Source organism: Chromohalobacter canadensis, from assembly GCF_034479555.1.
In the GTDB taxonomy this organism is placed as follows: Bacteria; Pseudomonadota; Gammaproteobacteria; order Pseudomonadales; family Halomonadaceae; genus Chromohalobacter; species Chromohalobacter canadensis.
Map to the genome: position 1 here is coordinate 3,479,077 of NZ_CP140151.1, position 19,251 is coordinate 3,498,327.

The 19,251-nt window shown below is 62.7% G+C and carries 16 protein-coding genes; 2 read left to right on the forward strand and 14 right to left on the reverse strand.

Features of this window, described 5'->3' with window-relative positions; translation table 11 throughout:
* Positions 1-34: 34 nt before the first annotated feature.
* The 5 genes from SR908_RS16170 to SR908_RS16190 form a co-directional block, all read right to left on the reverse strand.
* Positions 35-2,242 (reverse strand): alpha-galactosidase, encoded by a 2,208-nt coding sequence (locus SR908_RS16170; RefSeq protein WP_246923465.1) that lies wholly within the window; start codon positions 2,240-2,242, stop codon positions 35-37.
* Positions 2,243-2,573: 331 nt separating this feature from the next.
* Entirely contained in the window at positions 2,574-3,281 is a 708-nt protein-coding gene (locus SR908_RS16175; RefSeq protein ID WP_322527402.1) for a FadR/GntR family transcriptional regulator, read from the reverse strand.
* A 340-nt stretch (positions 3,282-3,621) separates the two neighbouring features.
* Entirely contained in the window at positions 3,622-4,512 is an 891-nt protein-coding gene (locus tag SR908_RS16180) for an SMP-30/gluconolactonase/LRE family protein (protein WP_246923468.1), read from the reverse strand.
* A 78-nt stretch (positions 4,513-4,590) separates the two neighbouring features.
* Entirely contained in the window at positions 4,591-5,997 is a 1,407-nt protein-coding gene (locus SR908_RS16185) for a sugar porter family MFS transporter (RefSeq protein WP_246923470.1), read from the reverse strand.
* Between the two features lie 46 nt (positions 5,998-6,043).
* Entirely contained in the window at positions 6,044-6,781 is a 738-nt protein-coding gene (locus SR908_RS16190) for an SDR family NAD(P)-dependent oxidoreductase (protein WP_097023823.1), read from the reverse strand.
* Between the two features lie 305 nt (positions 6,782-7,086).
* Between SR908_RS16190 and SR908_RS16195 the strand changes: the two genes are divergently transcribed.
* Complete coding sequence (locus tag SR908_RS16195; protein WP_246923473.1) at positions 7,087-8,277, forward strand: ROK family transcriptional regulator; 1,191 nt, start codon at positions 7,087-7,089, stop codon at positions 8,275-8,277.
* 53 nt (positions 8,278-8,330) lie between these two features.
* On the opposite strand, the gene SR908_RS16200 is transcribed toward SR908_RS16195, so the two are convergent.
* The 8 genes from SR908_RS16200 to SR908_RS16235 all read right to left on the reverse strand — a co-directional run bounded on the left by SR908_RS16200 (position 8,331) and on the right by SR908_RS16235 (position 16,872).
* The gene (locus SR908_RS16200) at positions 8,331-9,614 is read right to left on the reverse strand and encodes a TRAP transporter large permease (RefSeq protein WP_246923476.1); all 1,284 of its coding nucleotides are present in this window, start codon (positions 9,612-9,614) and stop codon (positions 8,331-8,333) included.
* 12 nt (positions 9,615-9,626) lie between these two features.
* Positions 9,627-10,094 (reverse strand): TRAP transporter small permease, encoded by a 468-nt coding sequence (locus SR908_RS16205; protein ID WP_246923479.1) that lies wholly within the window; start codon positions 10,092-10,094, stop codon positions 9,627-9,629.
* A gap of 90 nt (positions 10,095-10,184) precedes the next feature.
* Positions 10,185-11,171, reverse strand: coding sequence for a C4-dicarboxylate TRAP transporter substrate-binding protein (locus SR908_RS16210; RefSeq protein ID WP_075370369.1), 987 nt, complete (start codon positions 11,169-11,171; stop codon positions 10,185-10,187).
* Positions 11,172-11,209: 38 nt separating this feature from the next.
* Positions 11,210-12,346 carry a mannitol dehydrogenase family protein gene (locus SR908_RS16215; RefSeq protein ID WP_246923481.1) on the reverse strand — a complete coding sequence of 379 codons (1,137 nt, stop codon included), beginning with the start codon at positions 12,344-12,346 and terminating at the stop codon, positions 11,210-11,212.
* Entirely contained in the window at positions 12,343-13,983 is a 1,641-nt protein-coding gene (locus SR908_RS16220; protein WP_246923484.1) for a UxaA family hydrolase, read from the reverse strand. The genes SR908_RS16215 and SR908_RS16220 overlap by 4 nt, the downstream gene beginning before the upstream one ends.
* Positions 13,980-15,029, reverse strand: coding sequence for a zinc-binding alcohol dehydrogenase family protein (locus SR908_RS16225; protein ID WP_075370372.1), 1,050 nt, complete (start codon positions 15,027-15,029; stop codon positions 13,980-13,982). The genes SR908_RS16220 and SR908_RS16225 overlap by 4 nt, the downstream gene beginning before the upstream one ends.
* 219 nt (positions 15,030-15,248) lie before the next feature.
* On the reverse strand, positions 15,249-16,091 hold the full coding sequence (locus SR908_RS16230) for a fumarylacetoacetate hydrolase family protein (RefSeq protein ID WP_246923486.1): 843 nt from the start codon (positions 16,089-16,091) through the stop codon (positions 15,249-15,251).
* 40 nt (positions 16,092-16,131) lie between these two features.
* Positions 16,132-16,872, reverse strand: coding sequence for an SDR family oxidoreductase (locus tag SR908_RS16235; protein WP_246923489.1), 741 nt, complete (start codon positions 16,870-16,872; stop codon positions 16,132-16,134).
* A 161-nt stretch (positions 16,873-17,033) separates the two neighbouring features.
* On the opposite strand from SR908_RS16235, the gene SR908_RS16240 reads away from it, so the two are divergent.
* On the forward strand, positions 17,034-17,789 hold the full coding sequence (locus SR908_RS16240; protein ID WP_075370375.1) for a FadR/GntR family transcriptional regulator: 756 nt from the start codon (positions 17,034-17,036) through the stop codon (positions 17,787-17,789).
* A 35-nt stretch (positions 17,790-17,824) separates the two neighbouring features.
* On the opposite strand, the gene SR908_RS16245 is transcribed toward SR908_RS16240, so the two are convergent.
* On the reverse strand, positions 17,825-19,246 hold the full coding sequence (locus SR908_RS16245; protein WP_075370376.1) for an FAD-binding oxidoreductase: 1,422 nt from the start codon (positions 19,244-19,246) through the stop codon (positions 17,825-17,827).
* Positions 19,247-19,251 lie beyond the last annotated feature (5 nt).

Below are 19,251 nucleotides of genomic sequence, written 5' to 3' on the forward strand. Positions count from 1 at the left end.
AAGAAAGTCTGTTGGTTCAGGTAGTTGTCTTGGCCTAGTCGCAGGCCCGCAGGTGCAGCAGCAAGGCCTGGTCGGGGTCAAGCACCGGCAGGGCCAGCCCGAGCATCATCAACTGCTCGCCACTCGCTTCCAGTGTTTCCCCTTGGTTGAGCTGGGCATCGATCCAGGCCGGCAGGGCCTTCATGCGCCGCTCGGGGTGTTCGGGGAGCTTGAGCAGTTCGACCCGGTAGCGCCGCGTTGGGTCGAGTCCCGCCAGTGGCTGAGATGCCGGCAAGGCGTGGCGTGGCATGGCGAGCTGGCTGACGTTGAAGAGCGCCTCATCACCGGCGGGGCTAACCACGCCATGCGCCTGCTGGTGCGGGTCGAGGCAATCCAGGCGCCAGCTAATGCCACCATGCAGCAGGCCGCGCAGTGCCTTGTAGCGCTCGGTCCAGCCTCTCAACACGGCGCGTTCGTCGTGGTCGAGCCGACTGACATCCAGCTCAAGCCCTAGGTGCCCGAACAGGGCGGTGCTGGCACGGAAGGCCAGGCTGGTGCGGCGTGAAGTGGTATGAGCATGCGCGGGCCCGATGTGGTCGCCCAACAGCTCCGGTGGCAAGAAGCGCCCGGCGCCGCGCTGGATATGCACGCGCTCGTGAGGGTCGTTGCAGTCCGAGGTCCAGACCCGATGGGTGTGGCGCAGGATGCCATGATCGGTGCGGGCACCGCCCGAGGCGCAGCTCTCGATCTCGACCTCGGGATGCGCGGCGCGCAGCCGGGCCAGCAGGGCATAGAGCGCCTCGACCTGGGTATGAGCCGCCGGGCGACCGGCGTGCTCGCCGGTCTGGCTGGCCGCATGGGTCAGGTCGCGGTTCATGTCCCACTTGAGATAGCGGATAGGATACTCGGCGAGCAACGCATGGAGGCGCGCGAACAGGTAGTCGCCGACCTCGGGACGCGTCAGATCCAGTACGCACTGGTAGCGGCCCAGCGGCTGGTCGCGGCCGGGCAGGCCGAGGATCCAATCCGGGTGGCGGCGATAGAGCTCGCTGTCCGGGTTGACAATCTCGGGTTCGACCCACAGGCCGAACTCCATGCCTTGGGCGTGGACCGCCGCGATCAGCGGATCGAGGCCGTTGGGGTACTTGTCCTCGTCGAGATACCAATCGCCCAGGGCGGCACGCTCTCCGTCGCGACCGACGAACCAGCCGTCATCCAGCACGAAGCGTTCCGCACCCACGTCCCCAGCGGCCACCACCAGCTCATCGAGACGGGCGGCGTCGTGGTCGAAGTAGAGCGCTTCCCAGGTGTTGACGTGCACCGGGCGCGGCTTGTGCGATTGCGGCCAGTCGAGGCGTGCGCGCAGGGCGGCATGCTGGCGCTGACTGGCGCTGTTGATGCCGCTGTCGGACCAGGCCAGCACCACCTCCGGGGTGGTGATCGATTCGCCGGCCGCCAGGGTCTGTTCGCCCGGCAGCAGCAGGGCGCCCAGCTGCAGCTGGGTGCTGCCGTCGAACTGACGCTCGACCAGCACGCGATGGTTGCCGCTCCAGGCCAGGTGGGCGCTGATGACCTCGCCACGCTGCTCGCTGAACCCCCGAGTGCCGACGATCACCGACGGTACACGCTGGTGCGAGCCGCGGCCGCGGCGGTTTTCCAGGGCGAACATGCCCTCGCCGATGGCATGACGGGTCTCGGTGAATTCCTGCACCCAGCGGCCGCCGAAGGTCAGGCATTCCTCGTAGCGCACCGGCAGCGGCAGGCAGGCGGCGGCCAGCCACTCGAGGCGATAGGGGCGGCTGGCCTGGTTGCTCAGAGTGGTCTGCTGGCGCAGCACACCCTCGGCGGTCAGCTGAAGCGAGAGGCGCACCTCCAACTGGCTGAGCTCGTCGCGCAGGGTCAGATGGGCGTGGGCGGCCTGCGCATCGTGGCGACAGCCGACGTCGGCCAGCTGTAGGTCGCTGAGCCAGTCCTGGCCGTCGCGATCGCCACTCAATGCCGGCTGGCCAGCGAAACCGCTTCCTGCGTCATTGAAGAGCGTATTGGGCGGCAGTTGGTCGAGGCTCGCTTGGGGAGTCGCGGCACTGGCCATCAGTCGCTGTGTCGCGGGATCGACCGCCAGCGTATGCCCGAAATGCGCGATGCGCGGCCTGTCCTGGTCAAGGTCTAGCTGCAGCTGAACGCCGGCGGCGGTCAGGGTCAGCCACCGCGCCTCCTGCAGGTGCTGGCTGTGAGGCGCTGAGGTCGAATCGGTGGTGGTCATGCGTTCACTCTCTCGGGCTTGAGTCCTGCGTCGGTCTCTTCATAGGAAGCCTTCGACCAGTGCTCTGGTATTACTTGGACAAGATTCACTCAAGGTTCAAGTAAGCATCATTCGACCACCGATACGCCCCAGCCATAGCAGTCAGCATCGGCCTGGAGAGACTGGCAGCGCGGCAGTATCCGCCGGGACTTGAGTAGTGTGATTTCATGCGTTGGATCCTTTAGATGGAGGAAATGTCGGTGCCTCCTCCGGTCTCGGTGTCGGATAGTGCGTAGAGGCGACATCCTGAGAGCGGTATTTGTCAGCTGACGTTTAGTTATGCGCCAAGGCTTCATCGTCGGAGAGCTTGGTTTGGGCGCCTGAGTTTGCGCGCCCCGTTGTCGACGCCGAGATCGGAGGCGGTGCGCTCCAGGACTCGCTCGGTGGCCATTCGGGCTGCGTCCGGCTGGCGCATGCGAATGGCCTCAAGTACTTGGCGATGGCGCTCTAGGCTGTCGTCCAGTGAGTTCACCTGATGATGAGAATGATGGATTAGTGCCACGATCGAGGGTCGCAATAACAGCCCCATCTGCCTCCACACGAGGTTGTGACTGGCACGATAGATGGCGTCATGAAAGGCTACGTCGTATTCGGTGTGCACCTCGCGCCTTGCCGGATCGTCCGCATTCGCCCACATGCCGTCGAAGGCTGTTTCGATGCGTGCCAAGTCTTGTGCAGTCGCATTCAGGGCTGATAATTCACTAATAAAAGGTTCGGCGGATAAACGAAATGCGAAGACCTCGTTAACCAATTGGGGATGAGGTGACTCCAGTTCCGACATCCATTCGCTCATCTGCGGATCAAGCAGATGCCACTCCTCGATATCGCGCACCACTGTACCGCGCCCGGCGGTGCGTTCGATCAAACCACTATTGCTGAGTTCGGCAAGAGCATTTCGCACCCGATTGCGGCTAGCCGCGAAGTGCTCGCACAAGTCGATTTCACGCGGAAATGTCTCACCGCTGACCCACTCACCCGCCAAGATTGCATGTGCTAGCACGTTAGCCAAGGCCTTAGCCCCACCGGCATTTGGGGGAATCGGAAGGCGTGTTAGCGTCATCGTGATGGTCTCTAAAATGTATGATATTAATGTATATAATGTCTGATGTTTATTCCAACCACATATTCTCCATTATGACTAGACATTGGTATTATACTTGGAGTGCTAAAAAACTAGATGTGCTGCATCAATGCAAACTGAGGGCTTTCAAAAAACAGCTTGCGCTTTATCTCAGTCTTGAGGGGAGGCCTTAACGACTTGCCAAGCGACGGATAAACGACGGCCCCACTGCCAAGGCGTATTGCCAAGACAGTGGGGCCGTTTGTCTTCTAGAGATGGGTTACGCCTGTGTGGCGAAGGCCGGCGTAGGCGCGCCGTGGGTTTGGGTTTCGATTGCGAATAGCGCACCGGCATCGGGTTGCTCGGCCAGGGCGCCGTCATCGAGGCCCTTGCGGGCGGTGGTGATGTAGAGAGTGGAAAGGTCGGGGCCACCAAAGGTGCAACTGGTGATATTGGCGACGGGCATGGGGATTTCTTCGTGTAGTTGACCTTGGCTATCGAAGACGCTGATACGCCAGCCGCCGAATTGGCAGACCCAGAGGTTGCCGTCGCGGTCGGTGGTCATGCCATCGGGGCAGCCCTGGTCCTGGGGGATGCGGATGAAGGGTTCCCGCCCTGAGAGGTTGCCATGTTTATCCACGGCGAACCTATAAATGAGGCGTTCCAGCGTGTCGGTGTGGTAGAGCCAATCACCCTGAGGCGAGAGCACCGGGCCGTTGGTGACGATGTATCCGCTGTCCTGGCGTTGGCAGTCGCCGTCGGGCCGCACGCGATAGAGCGAACCGCTGGCGTGGCTCTCGGCGTCGTCCATGGTGCCACACCATAGATTGCCGTGGGCGTCGACGACAGCATCGTTGAAACGGTTGCCGGGCAGCTCGGGCTCGGGCGTCAGCCACTTTTCAAGCGTACCTTCTGGCAGCTGCAGACGCGCGATGGCGTGTCGCAACGTGACGATGAAGCCACCTTCGGCGTGACGATGCACGCTGGTGATTTCCTCGTCGAGCGACCACTGGCGCACGTTGCCGTTGGCTAGACACTGTAATTGGTGGCCTTTGATATCCACCCAGTAAAGCGCTTGTTCCGTTTCGTCCCATAGCGGCCCTTCACCTAGGATATTGCCAGCCGGATGGGCGACACGGGGTTTTTCATGCGGAGCTATGAGTGAAGGCATTGTTATCTCCTGGGAACGTCATGGGGCCAAAAACAAAAAACCGGTGCCGGAGTTTCCTCCGACACCGGCTGACCACCATTATGCGTAAGCCATGTCCTCGAGCTCACGACCCTTCGTCTCGCGGACGAACTTGATGACGAAGAAGATCGAGATGACCGCGCAGATGGCGTAGAAGCTATAAGCGCCGGTCAGGCCGATGGAGGCGAGCATGATCGGGAAGGTCATGGTAATGGCGAAGTTGGCGACCCACTGGAAAAGCCCTGCGATGGCAAGCCCTGAACCACGTACCTGGTTGGGGAACATTTCGCCGAGCATGACCCACATCACCGGGCCCCAGGAGCTGTTGAAGAAGAACACATAAGCGTTGGCGGCGATCAGCGCGAGCACGCCGTTGTTATTGGAGAGCTTCAGGCTGCCATCGACCATCTCGGCGGTCGAAAACGCGTAGACGAGAATGGCCAACGTGATTGCCATGCCCACAGAACCGCCCCACAGCAGCGGCTTGCGCCCAATGCGGTCGATCAAGGCGATGGCGCCCAGGCACGCGGCGATACTTACCGCGCCACTGATGACGTTGATCAGCAAGGCATCGCCTTCGGAGAAGCCCACGGCTTGCCAGAGAACGGCACCGTAGTAGAAGACGACGTTGATCCCCACCAATTGCTGGAACACGGCGAGGCCGATCCCGACCCAGACCAGGCTGATCACCTTGCCGGTCTTGGGATTGATCAAGTCGCTAAAGCGCGGCTTGCGCTGCTCCGATAGCGAGTCGCGGATCTGAGCCAGACGCTCTTTGGCGTCGCTTTCGTTGTAGATCATGTGCAGCACGCGTTCGGCACGCTCATCGCGACGCGCACTGACCAGGTAACGCGGGCTTTCCGGGATGAACAACAGCGCGACCAGGAAGATCGTCGCGGGGATCAGTTCCATCCAGAACATCCAGCGCCAGGCGGTAATGCCGAACCACAGTTCGGAGGTAGAGCCGCCGGCGACGTTGGCCAGCAGATAGTTGTTCAAAAACGAGAAGAACAGCCCCGAAATGATCGCGACTTGCTGGATGGTGGCGAGGCGTCCACGCAAATGTGCGGGAGCGATTTCGCTGATGTAGGCCGGCGCCATGACACTCGCGGCACCCACGGCCAGGCCGCCGAGAATCCGGTAGATGACGAATTCCAGCGAGCCGCCAGCGACCCCCGAGCCCCAGGCGCTGACGATGAAGAAGATGGCGGCGACCAGCAGCAGGGTTCGGCGGCCGTACTTATCAGCCAGGCCACCGGCAAAGAAGGCCCCCACTGCACAACCCAGCAGCATGGAGGCGACGTTGAAACCGGTACCGACGCTGTCGGAATTGAACGAGGATTGCAGGCCATCGACGGTGCCGTTGATGACCCCGCTGTCGAAACCGAACAGGAAGCCGCCTATGGCGGCGACACAGCATGTTAAAAAGACAATCAGGGAACGTTGCGAATCACTATATGTTGGCATGGTGTGCTCCGTTGTTGTTGGTGGCGCGGGCGCAAGCGGCTAGAGATTACATCCAGCCGGCATCGACCCAGTAGTTATGGGCGGTACAGGCAGCGGCGTCATCCGAGGCCAGGAACAGCGCCATAGCTGCCACGTGATGCGGGTGTATGCGGACCTTGAGTTTTTGCTCTTCGACAATTTGTTCCTCGTCTTCGGGGCTATACCAACGCGATTGACGCGGCGTCTTGACGTTGCCGGGAATGATGCAGTTGACGCGAATGCCATCGCCGCCCAGATCGCTCGCCAAGGCCCGAGTCAGGCCCTCGATTCCGGCCTTGGCGGTTTCATAGAGCAGCATGTCGGGCTGCCCCAGGTGCCAGCTGATCGAGCCCAGGTTGATGATCGCTCCCTGGCCTTGACGTCGCATGGCCGGTGCCACTTCACGGGCGGCAAGCACCAGGTGGCGCAGGTTGACGCCCATGCGGTCGTCCCAATACTCGGGCGTGATGTCCTCGAGCTTGTGGCGGTCGTCGTTGGCGGCGTTGTTGATCAGCACGTCGACGTGGCCGATGGCGCTCAGCGTGGCACTAAGCTGATCGGGCTGGGTCAGATCGCAACGATGGAAATGCGGTGCGCCGCCGCATTTGTCGACCAGCTCACGAGAAGGCGTCTCGGTGATATCCAGGAAATGGACGTCCGCACCCTGGTTGACGAAGGCTTCGACCAAACCGGCGCCAATACCGGAACCACCGCCGGTGATGACCACTTTCTTGCCTTTGAGGCTTGGGTAAATTGCGGAACTCATGCAGGACCTCTATCGCATTGGGGAGCGGGCTGTCGCTAGGCGATCTTTCGTTCTTTAGTTAATAGATTTAACTAAGTGAATGATCGTTCAGAGAGACGGTGATTTCCATGCGACGATAGTCATACGCTTGGCTGATAAAAGGCCATGAATCTCACATGAAGTAGGCCTAGAAGTGATAATGGCTGGTACTTTTATGAACACGCTGGCGCTGCATTTTCAATTTCGTCGCGTCACGGCGGGAAGGGGCGATAATTTGGTATATTGCGGAATTCGATCCGCATTTCAGCGAGGCACCTAGTATTGCCATGGTTAGTACCTTTGCCCCCCAAGCCGCCGGTGATCTCAATTTTCTCAAGAAGCTCAATCGCAGTTCGATTCTGGGCACCGTGCGCCGCTATCCCGGCGCGACACGTGCCGATATCGCGGCGCGCACGCAGCTGACCAAGGCTACCGTGGGGGGCGTGGTGCAAGCGCTTCTGGAGCGCGGCTGGTTGCGGGAAGGTGAGTTGCAGCCACGGGGCGGAGGACGTCCGGGGCGGGCCCTGTATCTGGACGACGCTCATCATGTGCTATTGGGGGCGGATATCGGGGTGCGGGGCTTGCGCGTGGTGGCGTGCACCCTCGGGGGCGAAGTTCTGCTCCAGCGTTATGTCACCGAGCCACCCACCACCCCCGAGGCCACAGCGGTGCGTCTGGCCGGCATGCTGCGTACCCTGCGCGACGACCCTGTCATCGCCGACCGGCACTGTTTGGGCTTGGGTGTGACGGTGCCGGGCCCGGTCGCCCCGGAGCAGCCCATCCTGCGGCTCGCGCCCAACCTGGGCTGGGTCGATGTTGTCTTCCTTGAGTTGCTTCGCCCGCACCTGCCGGAGCTCGACGGTGCCTGGCTACTGGATAATGAAGCCAACGCCGCAGCGTTCGGCGAGTTCTATTTCCATGATGGTATCCCGCCCGAGTCCATCGTTTATATCAGCGCCGCCAGCGGTATCGGCAGCGGACTGGTCACCGGCGACAATTACCCTCTGGTACCGCGTGGCATGCAAGGGCTGGTGGGTGAGATCGGTCACACCATCGTGCAGCCAGGCGGGCTGTATTGTCATTGCGGCAATCGGGGGTGCGCCGAGACCCTGGTCAGTGGCTGGGCGATACGCGCTGCACTGGGGATCGCCGATGATGAAAACCTCGAGGCGGCGATAGCGGCACGCGGCGACGACCCCGATGTCAATGCTGTCCTGCGGCGTGCCGGAGAAGCCTTGGGGACTCTGATGCTCAACCTGCATCACACGCTCAACCCGGCCATGTTGGTGCTCGGCGGATCGCTAATGCATCTAGGCGAGCGGCTGATCAAGCCGGCGCTGGAGTACTTCGAGGCGCATCAGAACGATCTGCTGCGAGGCACACAACGCGTTCCCGTCAAAATCATTCACGACAGTACCTTCACCGCCGCGCGGGGAGCCGCCGCCCAGGTCATGGCCAAGGCGGCGTTGGAGGCGTGAGGCTGGCTGTGTCTGTGTTCAGAAAAGGCCTGTGTATTAGACAGTGCCCGTGTTTAGAAAATCACGTTGGGCAGTGTCATCGATACGGCAGGCACGAAGGTTACGATCAACAGTATGCCGACCAGGAGTAGCCAATAAGGCATGATGGCGCGGATGAAATCGGGCACCCTGACGCCGGTGATACTACAGGTGGTGAACATTACCGTACCGAGGGGTGGCGTGATCGTACCGATGGAGGCATTGAGGATGAAGATGATGCCGAAATGCACCGGGTCGATGCCGAACTGTGCCGCCACGGGCGCCAGCAGGGGCGAGAGCACGATGAGAATTGCGTTGCCTTCCAGGAACATGCCCAGCGTCAGCAGGAGAAAGTTGGCGAGCAACAGGAACGCCACCGCGCTTCCCACCTCGGATGAGAGCAGCATGGCGATGTCCTGCGGGATGTGCTCCCAGGTCAGAAAGCGCGCGAATCCCGAGGCCACGGCGATGATGAACAGCACGTTGACTGAGGCGAAAAGCGATTCCCGCGTGGCCACGGCGACGTTGCCGATATTCATTTCCTTGTAGACGAACATCCCCACGATCAAGGCATAAAGTACGGCCATGGCGCCGGCTTCGGTGGGCGTGAAGACGCCGACACGGATGCCGCCGATGACCACGACCGGCAGCAGCAAGGCAATGATGCCGGCGCGCGTCACGCTGACCCATTCATGCCGCGAGACCCGCTCCTTGCGCGGCGGCTGGTAGCCGAGCCGACGGCACTGGCGCGATACCAGCAGCATCATGCATACCGCCATCAGTACCCCGGGCACCACGCCGGCCAGGAACAGGCGACCGATCGACACGTTGTTGACGTAGCCGTAGACGATCAGCGCGATCCCCGGCGGAATGGTCGAGGTCACCAGCGAGGAGGCGGCGGTGACGGCGGTGGAAAACGGCTTGGGATAGCCGCTTGCCGTCATGCTGGGCACGAGCAGCTTGGCGTTCATGGCGGCGTCGGCGATGTTGGAGCCGGAGAGCCCGCCCATGAAGGTGCTCAGCAGCACGTTAGCCTGGGCCAGGCCGCCATGCATGCGCCGGGTCATGAGTTCGGCCAGCTTGAGCAGACGGTCGGTGATGCCGGAGTAGTTCATGAACACCCCCGCCATGATGAAAAACGGGATCGCTAGCAGCGAGATGGACTCCAGTCCCCCGGCCAGGCGCTGGATGAGCAGCATGGTGGGCTGGTCGGCGCCGAACAGGAAATACACAAACGTCGACAGGAACAGTGCGAAGGCGACGGGGGTGCCCAGCACGAAAAGAAGCAACAGCGCTGCGAGTGCTATGCCTACGGCCATGGGGAGTATCCTTTAGGTATCGCGAGCCAGACGTACGAGGCAGTGGTAGGCCATGACGACGGCACTGACCGGGATGGCGACGTGGATCCACATGTACGGGATCTGAAGCATGGGGGTGCTGCGGAAATTGGAGTAGGGCAGCAGTTGCAGCCCCCAGTAGCCGAGCACGATGGCGGCGATCAAAACCATGCCGACATTGAAGAGGCGGTCGTTCCAGCGGGCGAGCGACGCCGGCAGGTTTTCCGACAGTATGCCGATGAGCACGTGTTCGTTGCGCCGTACCAAGGCGCTGGCGCCGAGGAAGGTGGCCCATACCATCAGTAGCTGCAGGACCTCCTCGGTCCAGGCCAGCGGCGTGTTGAAGATATAACGCATGAAGATGTTGCTGATGGCAACGAGAAATATCGCGAAGAGCGCCGCGCTGGCCAACACTTCATCGAGACGCATGATGCGGTCGAACCAATGGAATATGCGTTTCATGTGAGGCTCCTCGGGCATGACAACGCAGGCGTTGCCATGCGTGATGCGCGTGCCGGCGCCATCCGCGTGGCGCCGGCGGTCGGTCAACGTTTACCCGTTGATGATCTGGCGAACCTGCTCGTAAAGGCCGTCGCTCCACTTCGGGAAGGCGGCGGGCACTTGCTCTGCGGCGCGTTCGCGGAACGGCTGCGTATCCACTTCGTGGACCTCGACGCCGGCATCCTTGAGTTTCTGCAGGGCGACGTCGCTTTCCTTCTCGACCAGTTCACGCAGATGGGCGGCCATGTCTTGCCCAGTGTCGGTCAGGATCTGCCGGTTTTCCTCGCTGAGCTGGTCCCAGAACGCTTGGCCGGTGACGAATGGCGCCACGGTGTTCATGTGGCCGGTCAGGTTGAGGTGCTTGACGACTTCGTGGAACTTGCCGCCGAATAGTACCGGCGTGGGGTTCTCGACCCCGTCGACCATGCCCTGGGCCAGTGCCGGATAGACGTCGCCCAGCGACATTGGCGTTGGCGTGGCGCCCATCGACCGCATGGCCTCGACGTACATCGGTGAGTTCTGTACCCGGATCTTCACGCCGTCGAGTTCCTCGGGCGTAGTGGCAGGCTCGCGCGAGAGCAGGTGGCGCGTGCCGTACACGGTGTTGGGGATGACGATGTGGTAGCCGGCCTCCTCGACTTTTTGGCTCTGCTCGGCGAACCACTCGGATTCGAAGACCTTGAGCTTGTCGTCGAAGCTGTCGGCCAGGTAGGGCGCGTCGAGTACCGACAGGTCGGGCACCGAGCTCATGAAGTTGCTGTAGGCGGTGATCGTGATGATCGGCGAGCCGAAGCGTGCCTGCTCCATGACATCCGTCTCGGAGCCGAGCTGGCTGGCGGGGAACGCGCTGAGTGTGAGTTCGCCATCGCTTGCTTGTTCGACGTTTTCCGCCCATTCCTTGACGGCGACATCCACCGGCTCGCCTGGCTGGTTGCCGTAGGCGACGCGGATTTCAGTGGCGGCCTGAGCGAGGTTCAAGCCGCCGAGGCCGGCGATGGAGAGGCTGGTGGCGATGAGCGTGAGTTTCTTGAAACGCATTGTCGTGCTCCTTGGTTGTTGTCGGTCGTGCAGTCGGGTTACTGGGAATGCGTCGTGGATTGTGCGCTCGATATGGCGTCATCGAGTCGCGGCGTGGCGACGCCTCGTCGGCGCGCCGATTCGACCACGGGTTGCAGGCGTCGCTGGCACTTCATGGCGTGGTGTTGAGCGATGTCCTGCAGGGCGTGGTCGAGATAAGGGTTGGCGAAACGCTCGAGCGTGGCGTCGCGATAGGCTTCGAGAGAGGGCCGCTCGAGGTGTTCCGCCAGAGTGGGCAGCACTTCGTCGTCGAGTACCTGGCGCAGCTCCTCCGCCCATGCCGGGTCGTCCATGGCCTCGCGCACGAAGCGGATGCGCGGTTGCGGCTCGCGCTGCCAACGGTGGACGAGATAGGTGTGCGCCAGGTTGAGGATGTGCAGCTTGCGCATCTCGTAGGGGGCCAGGGACGTCACGCACTGCACATCGGGATGTTGGCAGGGCAGTTCGAGGCCGGGCTGGTCCTCGATGGCCCAAAGCGCGTACGGCTCGGCAACGGCGCCGACCGGTTCCAGCGCTGCTGAAACGATGCGGTCGACGAGAGTGTTGGCCCATAGGCAGCGTGTCGTCAGCCAGGTGTCGAAGTCGGCATCGGCGTAGTCGCGCTGCGCTAGCTCCAACACCAGGGCTTGGAGCTGCTCGCCGTTGCGGCTGACCAGCTCGCAGGGCAGCACGGTGAGGCCCTCGCGCCCCGCGCTGTAGCGCGCGTGCAGCAGTTTGGTGAGCTTGCCCGGAAAGCTTTTCGGCACCTCTGCCAGGGCGCTGTCGTCGTCGACGTGGTAGCCGCTGTCCCCGGTGTTGGACACCACGAAACGGGCATGCTCGACGAAGTGCCGTTCCAGCGGTTCCCACTGTTCGTCGGCGATCAGGCAGCCGGCGACGCTGGTGATAGTCTCGCGGGTGTCGATGTCGCGGCCGTCGCGACGACCGCGAATCGCCAGCGGATACTCTCGGTGCGTGTCCAGGTCGCGGGCTTTTTGCTTGCCGGCCTCGCGCGGCGAGGTCTGGACCACGAGGATGCCGTCGCGCGTGTGGCCGGCCTCCCGCGAGGCGTGCACGAACGCGGCCACGTGGCCCAGCAAAAAGCGGCTGGTGCCGAATTGCACGATACCGGCATCGGCGAGCGTTGGCGCTGTCACAGGGAGACTCCGCGTTTCCAGGGGATGAAATCGAGCTGCGAGAGACGCATGGCCTTGGTGCGGTAATGTCCCGAGGCGGTGTCGATGCACAGGCGCAGGAGTTCATCGGCGAGTTCGGCGATGTCCGCCTCGCCGCGAATGATGGGCCCGGCGTCGAAGTCGATGACATCATGCATGCGGCGCGCGAGCTCGCTGTTGCTGGCGAGCTTCAAGACCGGCGTGATGGGGTTGCCGGTGGGCGTGCCGAGGCCGGTGGTGAACATCACCAGGTTGGCGCCGGAGCCGACCAGGGCGGTCGTGGACTCGACGTCGTTGCCCGGCGAGCAGAGCAGATTGAGGCCCTTGCGTACCTGGGGCTCGGTGTAATCCAGCACGTCGACGATGGGGCTGTCGCCGCCTTTCTTGGCCGCGCCGGCGGACTTCATGGCGTCGGTGATCAGACCGTCGCGAATGTTGCCGGGTGAGGGGTTCATCGAGAAGTGCGCGCCCACCGAGGCGGCGTGACGCTGATAGGCCTCCATGAGCTCCTGAAAGCGCGAGGCCGTGGCGTCGTCGCGGCAACGCGCCAGCAATTCATGCTCGACACCGCATAGCTCGGGGAACTCGCTCAGGATGCCGCTACCGCCCAAGGCCGCCAGGCGGTCGATGACGGCACCGACCAGCGGGTTGGCCGAGAGGCCGGAGAAACCGTCGGAGCCGCCGCATTCCACGCCGATGGTGAGCTCGGAAAGCGGCGCGGGGCGCCGTTCGACGGCATTGGCGACCTTGAGGCCGTCGAAGATGCTGCCCAGCGCCTGACGGATCAGCTCGGGTTCCGTGTTGGTGGCCTGCTGCTCGAAGTAGTGAACGGGACGCAGGCTCTCGGGGTCGCGTTTGGCTACCGCTGCCTTGAGCATCTCGATCTGGGCCTTCTGGCACCCGAGGCTGAGGACCGTGGCGCCGGCCACGTTGGGGTGACAGATGTAACCGGCGAGTAGCTGGCACAGCGACTGGGCGTCGTCGTCGGTGCCGCCGCAGCCCAGCGTATGGGTCAGAAAGCGCACGCCGTCGACGTTCGGGAACAGGGACGCGTCGGGCGTCGGGGCTGGGGCCGCTTGCGTGTCGCCGTGGAGCATGCGGCGGGCCATGTGCTTGTAATCCCGGTAGGGATCGTCGCCGATGGCGTCCTCGACGCACTGGCGTAGTACCTCGATGTTGCGGTTCTCGCAGAAGACCAGGGGAATGACCAACCAATGGTTGGCGGTGCCCACGCGCCCGTCGGGGCGGTGGTAGCCATCGAAGGTCTGCCCGGTGAAGGCACTGACATCGGGGGCATCCCAATGCTCGCGGTGGCCTTGAGGCTTGGCATTGGAGGTGGAATGCTCGACGTTGGCCGTGGTGATGGCGGCGCCCGCGGCGATGGGCTGGACGACACGTCCCACGGTCACGCCATACATTACGATGAGTTCATCGGGTTGCATGGCGTGCAATGTGAACTTGTGCTTGTGCTGTACGGCTTCGGACAGACACAGGCGGTGGCCGTTGTCGTCGATCTCCATGCCTTCGGGCAGGTCGCGCAGTGCAACACGCACGTTGTCGTGGGCATGGACACGCAGACTGGGCTGCTGAAGCTGGTCGGAGGCGATGGTCTGGGTCATGCCGAGCGACCTCCTTGGGCGGTGGCGTCATCGAACGTCACCATCGCCTTGATGACGCCGGTCGCCGGGTCGCACCACTGCGGCATCAACGAGGGCAGGTCGGTATAACGGCCGCGATGCGTGATCATGGCCGTCGACTGCATGCGGCCTTCTTCCATCAGGCGGGCGACCGTCTCGAAGTCTTCACGCGTGGCATTGCGGCTGCCCAGCAGGCTGAGCTCGCGCTTGTGGAAGTCAGGATCGTTGAAGGTGATGTCGGCCTTGACCACGCTCACCAGCACGTAGCGCCCGCCGTGGCCGGCAAAGTCGAAGCCGCGATTCATGGCGGCGGGATTGCCCGTGGCGTCGAATACGACGTCGGCCAGGGCGCCGTCATTGTGGCGCTCGATGGCAGCTTCCACGTCGTCCTCCAGCGCGTGCAGCACACCATCCACGCCCAGCGTGTCGCGGCAGAAGGCCAGGCGGTCACGGTTGGTGTCCACCACCAGCACCCGCGCACCACGGCTCTGGGCGATTTGCACGATACCGATGCCGATCGGCCCGGCGCCGACCACCACGACCAGCTCGTCGGTCTCGGTGCCGCTACGGCGTACGGCATGCGCGCCGATGGAAAGGCACTCGACCAGCGCCAACTGCTCGGCGTCGAGGGTGCTCGAGGTGACCAGGTGATCCACGGGCACGCTGAGATACTCCGCCATGCCGCCATCGCGATGCACGCCGATGACCTGCATGTGCTGGCAGCAGTTGGTTTGTCCCTGCCGGCAAGCACGACATTCGCCGCAATGGAGATAAGGAATGACATAAGCGCTGTGGCCGACGAGCGCTTCATCGACGCCTTCCCCGACGTCGACGATATCGCCGGACAGCTCGTGGCCCAGCACGCGGGGGTAGGTGAAGTAGGGCTGATTGCCGCCGTAAGCATGAATGTCGGTACCGCAGATACCCACGCGACGAATCTTGAGCATGGCCTCGCCGGGCGCGCACTGCGGCTCGGGCACGTCGCGCAATTCCATGTCTTGAGGCTGTGTGCAGACGATCGTGTGCATAGGGTTTCCTCGTGCATCGCCAGGCAAGATGGTCAGGCCAATCGCCCAGCGGTATTTTGATCTAGAGGTCAGGCCAATTGACTAACAAGATGCCCAAGCGATGGACCTGACTTCAAGCGTTTTAGTGGTGACGGGGGGGTAGACATAGGTCGTGGTCGTCTTTGGTCTAACGCCACGATATGAAGGTTGAGACCGCCGCGAGGGCGGTCTCTGGCGAGATCACGCCTGCTTGGTGAGCTGGCGTTGCTCGCCGAGGCCTTCGATGCCCAGGCGCATGGTCTGACCGGACTTGAGGAAGACCTGGGGTTTCTGGCCAGCGCCCACGCCGGGAGGGGTGCCGGTGGAAATGACATCGCCGGGCTGCAGGCTCATGAAGCGGCTCAGGTATGCCACCAGGTAGGGGATCTGGTAGACCATGGTGCGGCTGTTACCGTCCTGGTAGCGCTTGCCGTCGACTTCCAGCCACATGTCGAGCGATTGGGGGTCGGCGACCTCGTCGCGGGTGACTAGCCACGGGCCGAGTGGGCCGAAGGTGTCACAGCCCTTGCCCTTGTCCCAGCTGCCGCTGCGCTCGAGCTGGAATTCCCGCTCGGAGACATCGTTGACCACGCAGTAGCCGGCGACATGATCAATGGCATCGGCCTCGTCGATATAGCGCCCGGGTTTGCCGATGATCACGCCCAGTTCGACCTCCCAATCCGTCTTGTGCGAGTCGCGCGGAATCTCCACGTCATCGTTCGGGCCGCAGATGGCGCTGGTCCACTTGTTGAAGACCACCGGCTCCGGCGGCACCTCGGCGCCGGTTTCGGCGGCATGATCGGAGTAGTTGAGGCCGATGCAGATGAACTTGCCGACCTGGCCCACGCAGGGCCCCAGGCGCGTGCCCTCGGGGGCCTCCGGCAGGCTTTCGGGGTCGGCTTGTGCGATGTGGGCCAGGGCGGTATCGGAAAGCGACTCGCCGGCGACATCTTTGATGAGCGACGAAAGATCGCGGATCTTGCCGTTGGCATCCAACAGGCCGGGTTTTTCCTGGCCCGAGGGGCCGAAACGTAGCAGTTTCATGAAGTGTCCTCGTGTGGGTCGATGCTATGTATGTCGGGTGTCAGTTGGCCCAGCCGCCGTCGATCAATTGGGCGGTGCCGGTGATGAAGGCTGCTTCGTCGGAGGCCAAAAACGTCGCCAGCGCGGCGATTTCTTCCGGTCTGCCGAGTCGCCCCATGGGCTGGCGGTCGATGAATTCCTGGAATACCGCCGCCTTGTCGCGTCCCTGCTGCCGGGCCTGGGCCTCGATACGTTGATGCAGCGAAGGCGATTCGACGGTGCCGGGGCAGATAGCATTGCAGCGGATGCCTTGCGTCATGTAGTCGGCGGCCACCGACTTGGTCAAGCCGATGACGGCGGCCTTGGTGGTGCCGTAGGCGAAGCGGTTGGGGATGCCTTTGATACTGGATGCCAGAGAAGCCATGTTGACGATACTGCCGCCGCCTCGATTGAGCATGCTGGGGAGGAAGGCCTGAATCATATGGAACATGGCGGTCACGTTGAGGCCGAAGCTGCGCTCCCAGGTGGCGTCGTCGCATTCCAGTATCGAGCCGCCTGGGACCATGCCGGCACAGTTGAACAGAATATCGATCTCGCCAAGTTCACTTGCCAGCGCGTCGATGTCAGCGCGTTGCGTGACATCCAGCCGATACACGTTGGCGCCTTCGAGGTCGGCGAGGAGGCTGGTATCGATATCGGTAGCGATGACGCTGGCGCCCTCGGCGAGAAAGCGCTCCACCGTGGCGCGGCCGATGCCTTGACCAGCGGCGGTAACCAGTGCCGTCTTGTTTTGAAGTCTCATGGTGTGGCGAATCCCTACTGAACGTGGGAACATGACGCGGCCAGCCATTCGAAGATCCAGAGGCCTGACCAATGATTGGGCCATCATCTACTGGGCTAGGTCTCGGCGGCAAGTCAATTGCCATCAACTTTAGTCGCAACGCGGTACGGAGAGACGACGCGATGCCGATTCAAACCATTCGCTCACAGCGCCTGTACCGGCAGATCGCCGATCAGTTGCAACAACTGATTCGCGATGGTGAGTTTCCCCCGGGGTCACTATTACCGCCCGAGCGGGATCTGGCGCAGCAGCTGGGCGTCAGCCGCGCCTCGGTGCGCGAGGCGCTGATCGCGCTGGAAGTCGTGGGCATCGTCGAGGTGCGCGTGGGGCATGGGGTATTGGTAAAGGAAGTCGATGCCATGCCACCGGGCTCGGTGATGCAGGCCGCGGCTCGCAAGGAGCCATGGGCGCTCGATCCTGAGTTCGCCAGTGAGATCGAACTCAATCTCGACGAGGAAATACCCCCGTTTTCCCTGTTGCAGGCGCGGCGTTACCTGGAACCCGAGAATGCGGCGTTGGCGGCGATGAACGCCAGTGACGAGGATCTCAGTGCCATACGCGCGGCGCTGGAGCGCAACGTCTACGACAACAACCACGGCGGGGGAAACCTGGCAGGTGACCGGCTTTTGCACATTCGCATCGCCGAAGCCTCGGGCAATGCGGCCTATGCGCTGTTGATCAAGCACCTGCTGGGCCACCAGTACGGCGTCATGTTCCGACGCCTACAGGAGCTATTCATGGAGACCGGCATGCCGCAGCGCTCGCAGGAAGATCACGAGCGCCTGGTGGCCGCGATCGAGGCGCGCGACCCCGCAGCGGCGAGGCAGGCCATGGAAGTCCACCTCGATCATGTGCTGCGAGTGTTCTTCGCGGAGTAGCTGTCATGTTTCCCGGATACCGGGCTTCCTCGAGATCAACGCGGCAGGATGCGGCCGGCTGCCATGAGTCCCTCCGGGTCGAAGAGGTGTTTGAGACCTTTCAAGAGCGTGTACTCGGTCTCGCCTAAATCCTCGAGGAAAGGTGCCTGTTTGATGCGTCCGATGCCGTGCTCGGCACTGATGCTGCCATGGTGCGCATCGACGAGATCGAACAAGACTTCTTCCAGTTCATGCAGCAGCGCCTTCTTGGCCTCGAGCTCAAGATTCGCGGGCGGTAGCAGGTTGAAGTGCAGGTTACCGTCGCCGATGTGGCCGTAGGCGATGACCTGTGTCTCCGGTGAGCGCTGGGCCATGGCGTGATTGGCGGCGTCACAGAACGCCGTCAACGACGAAATGGGCAGCGAGATATCGGTACGCAGGTGTTCACCCCGCATCTGCTGACCTTCCAGCATACTTTCACGTATCTGCCATAGCTGGGCCGCCTGCGTCTCGCTGCTGGCGAGTACGCCATCCAGCACATGCCCCTGCTCCGAGCCCGTCTCGAAGAGATGCTCGATCATCGTATCGAGATCCGCCGGACCACTGGCCGAGACTTCCATCAAGACATAGACCGGGTGCGCTTCGTCGAGCGGGTCGGGGAGATCCGGCGCCGCTTCGAATGCCAGTTCCATGCATACGCGAGGAATCAACTCGAACGCCGAGAGCAGGTCGCAGCAACTACGGCGTGCCTGGGCGTAAAGCGCCAATGCCGACGCGACATCGGGCACCGCGATCAGCGCAGTGCGGCTGGTCTGCGGCCGAGGTGCAAGCTTGAGCACCGCGCCGGTGACGATGCCCAGCGTGCCTTCGGCACCGATGAACAACTGCTTGAGGTCGTAACCGCGGTTGTCCTTGTGCAGGGCGTGCATGCCGTTCCACAGACGACCGTCGGGCAGCACGACCTCGAGCCCCAGCACCAGTTGGCGCATCATGCCGTAGCGCAATACGTTGAGCCCGCCGGCATTGGTGGAGACGTTGCCGCCTATCTGACAGCTCCCTTGGGCGCCCAGGGCGAGCGGGAAGTAGCAATCCGCCTCTTCGGCGGCATCCTTGACGTTCTGTAGAATGCAGCCGCTATCGACGCTCATGCTGAAATTGATGGGATCGAGATGCCGAATCCGGTTCAGCCGCTCGAGGCTGATCATCAGTTCGCCGCGTTCGGGATCGGGTTGCGCGCCGCCGACGAGGCCTGAATGACCTCCCTGCGCCACCATGGGGATCTGGTGGCGGTGGCAGAACGCGACGATGTCGGCGACCTGTTCGGGAGTGCCGGGACGGGCGATCATCAAGGGATCGCCGCCTTTGTCGCCGGCCCAGTCGGTGGTATAGCGAGCAAACTCCGCGGGGTCGTCTATGACCCCGCTAGCGCCCAGCAGCTCGATCAGAAAACGATGTAGCTCGGCGGTATCGATTGGCATCGTGT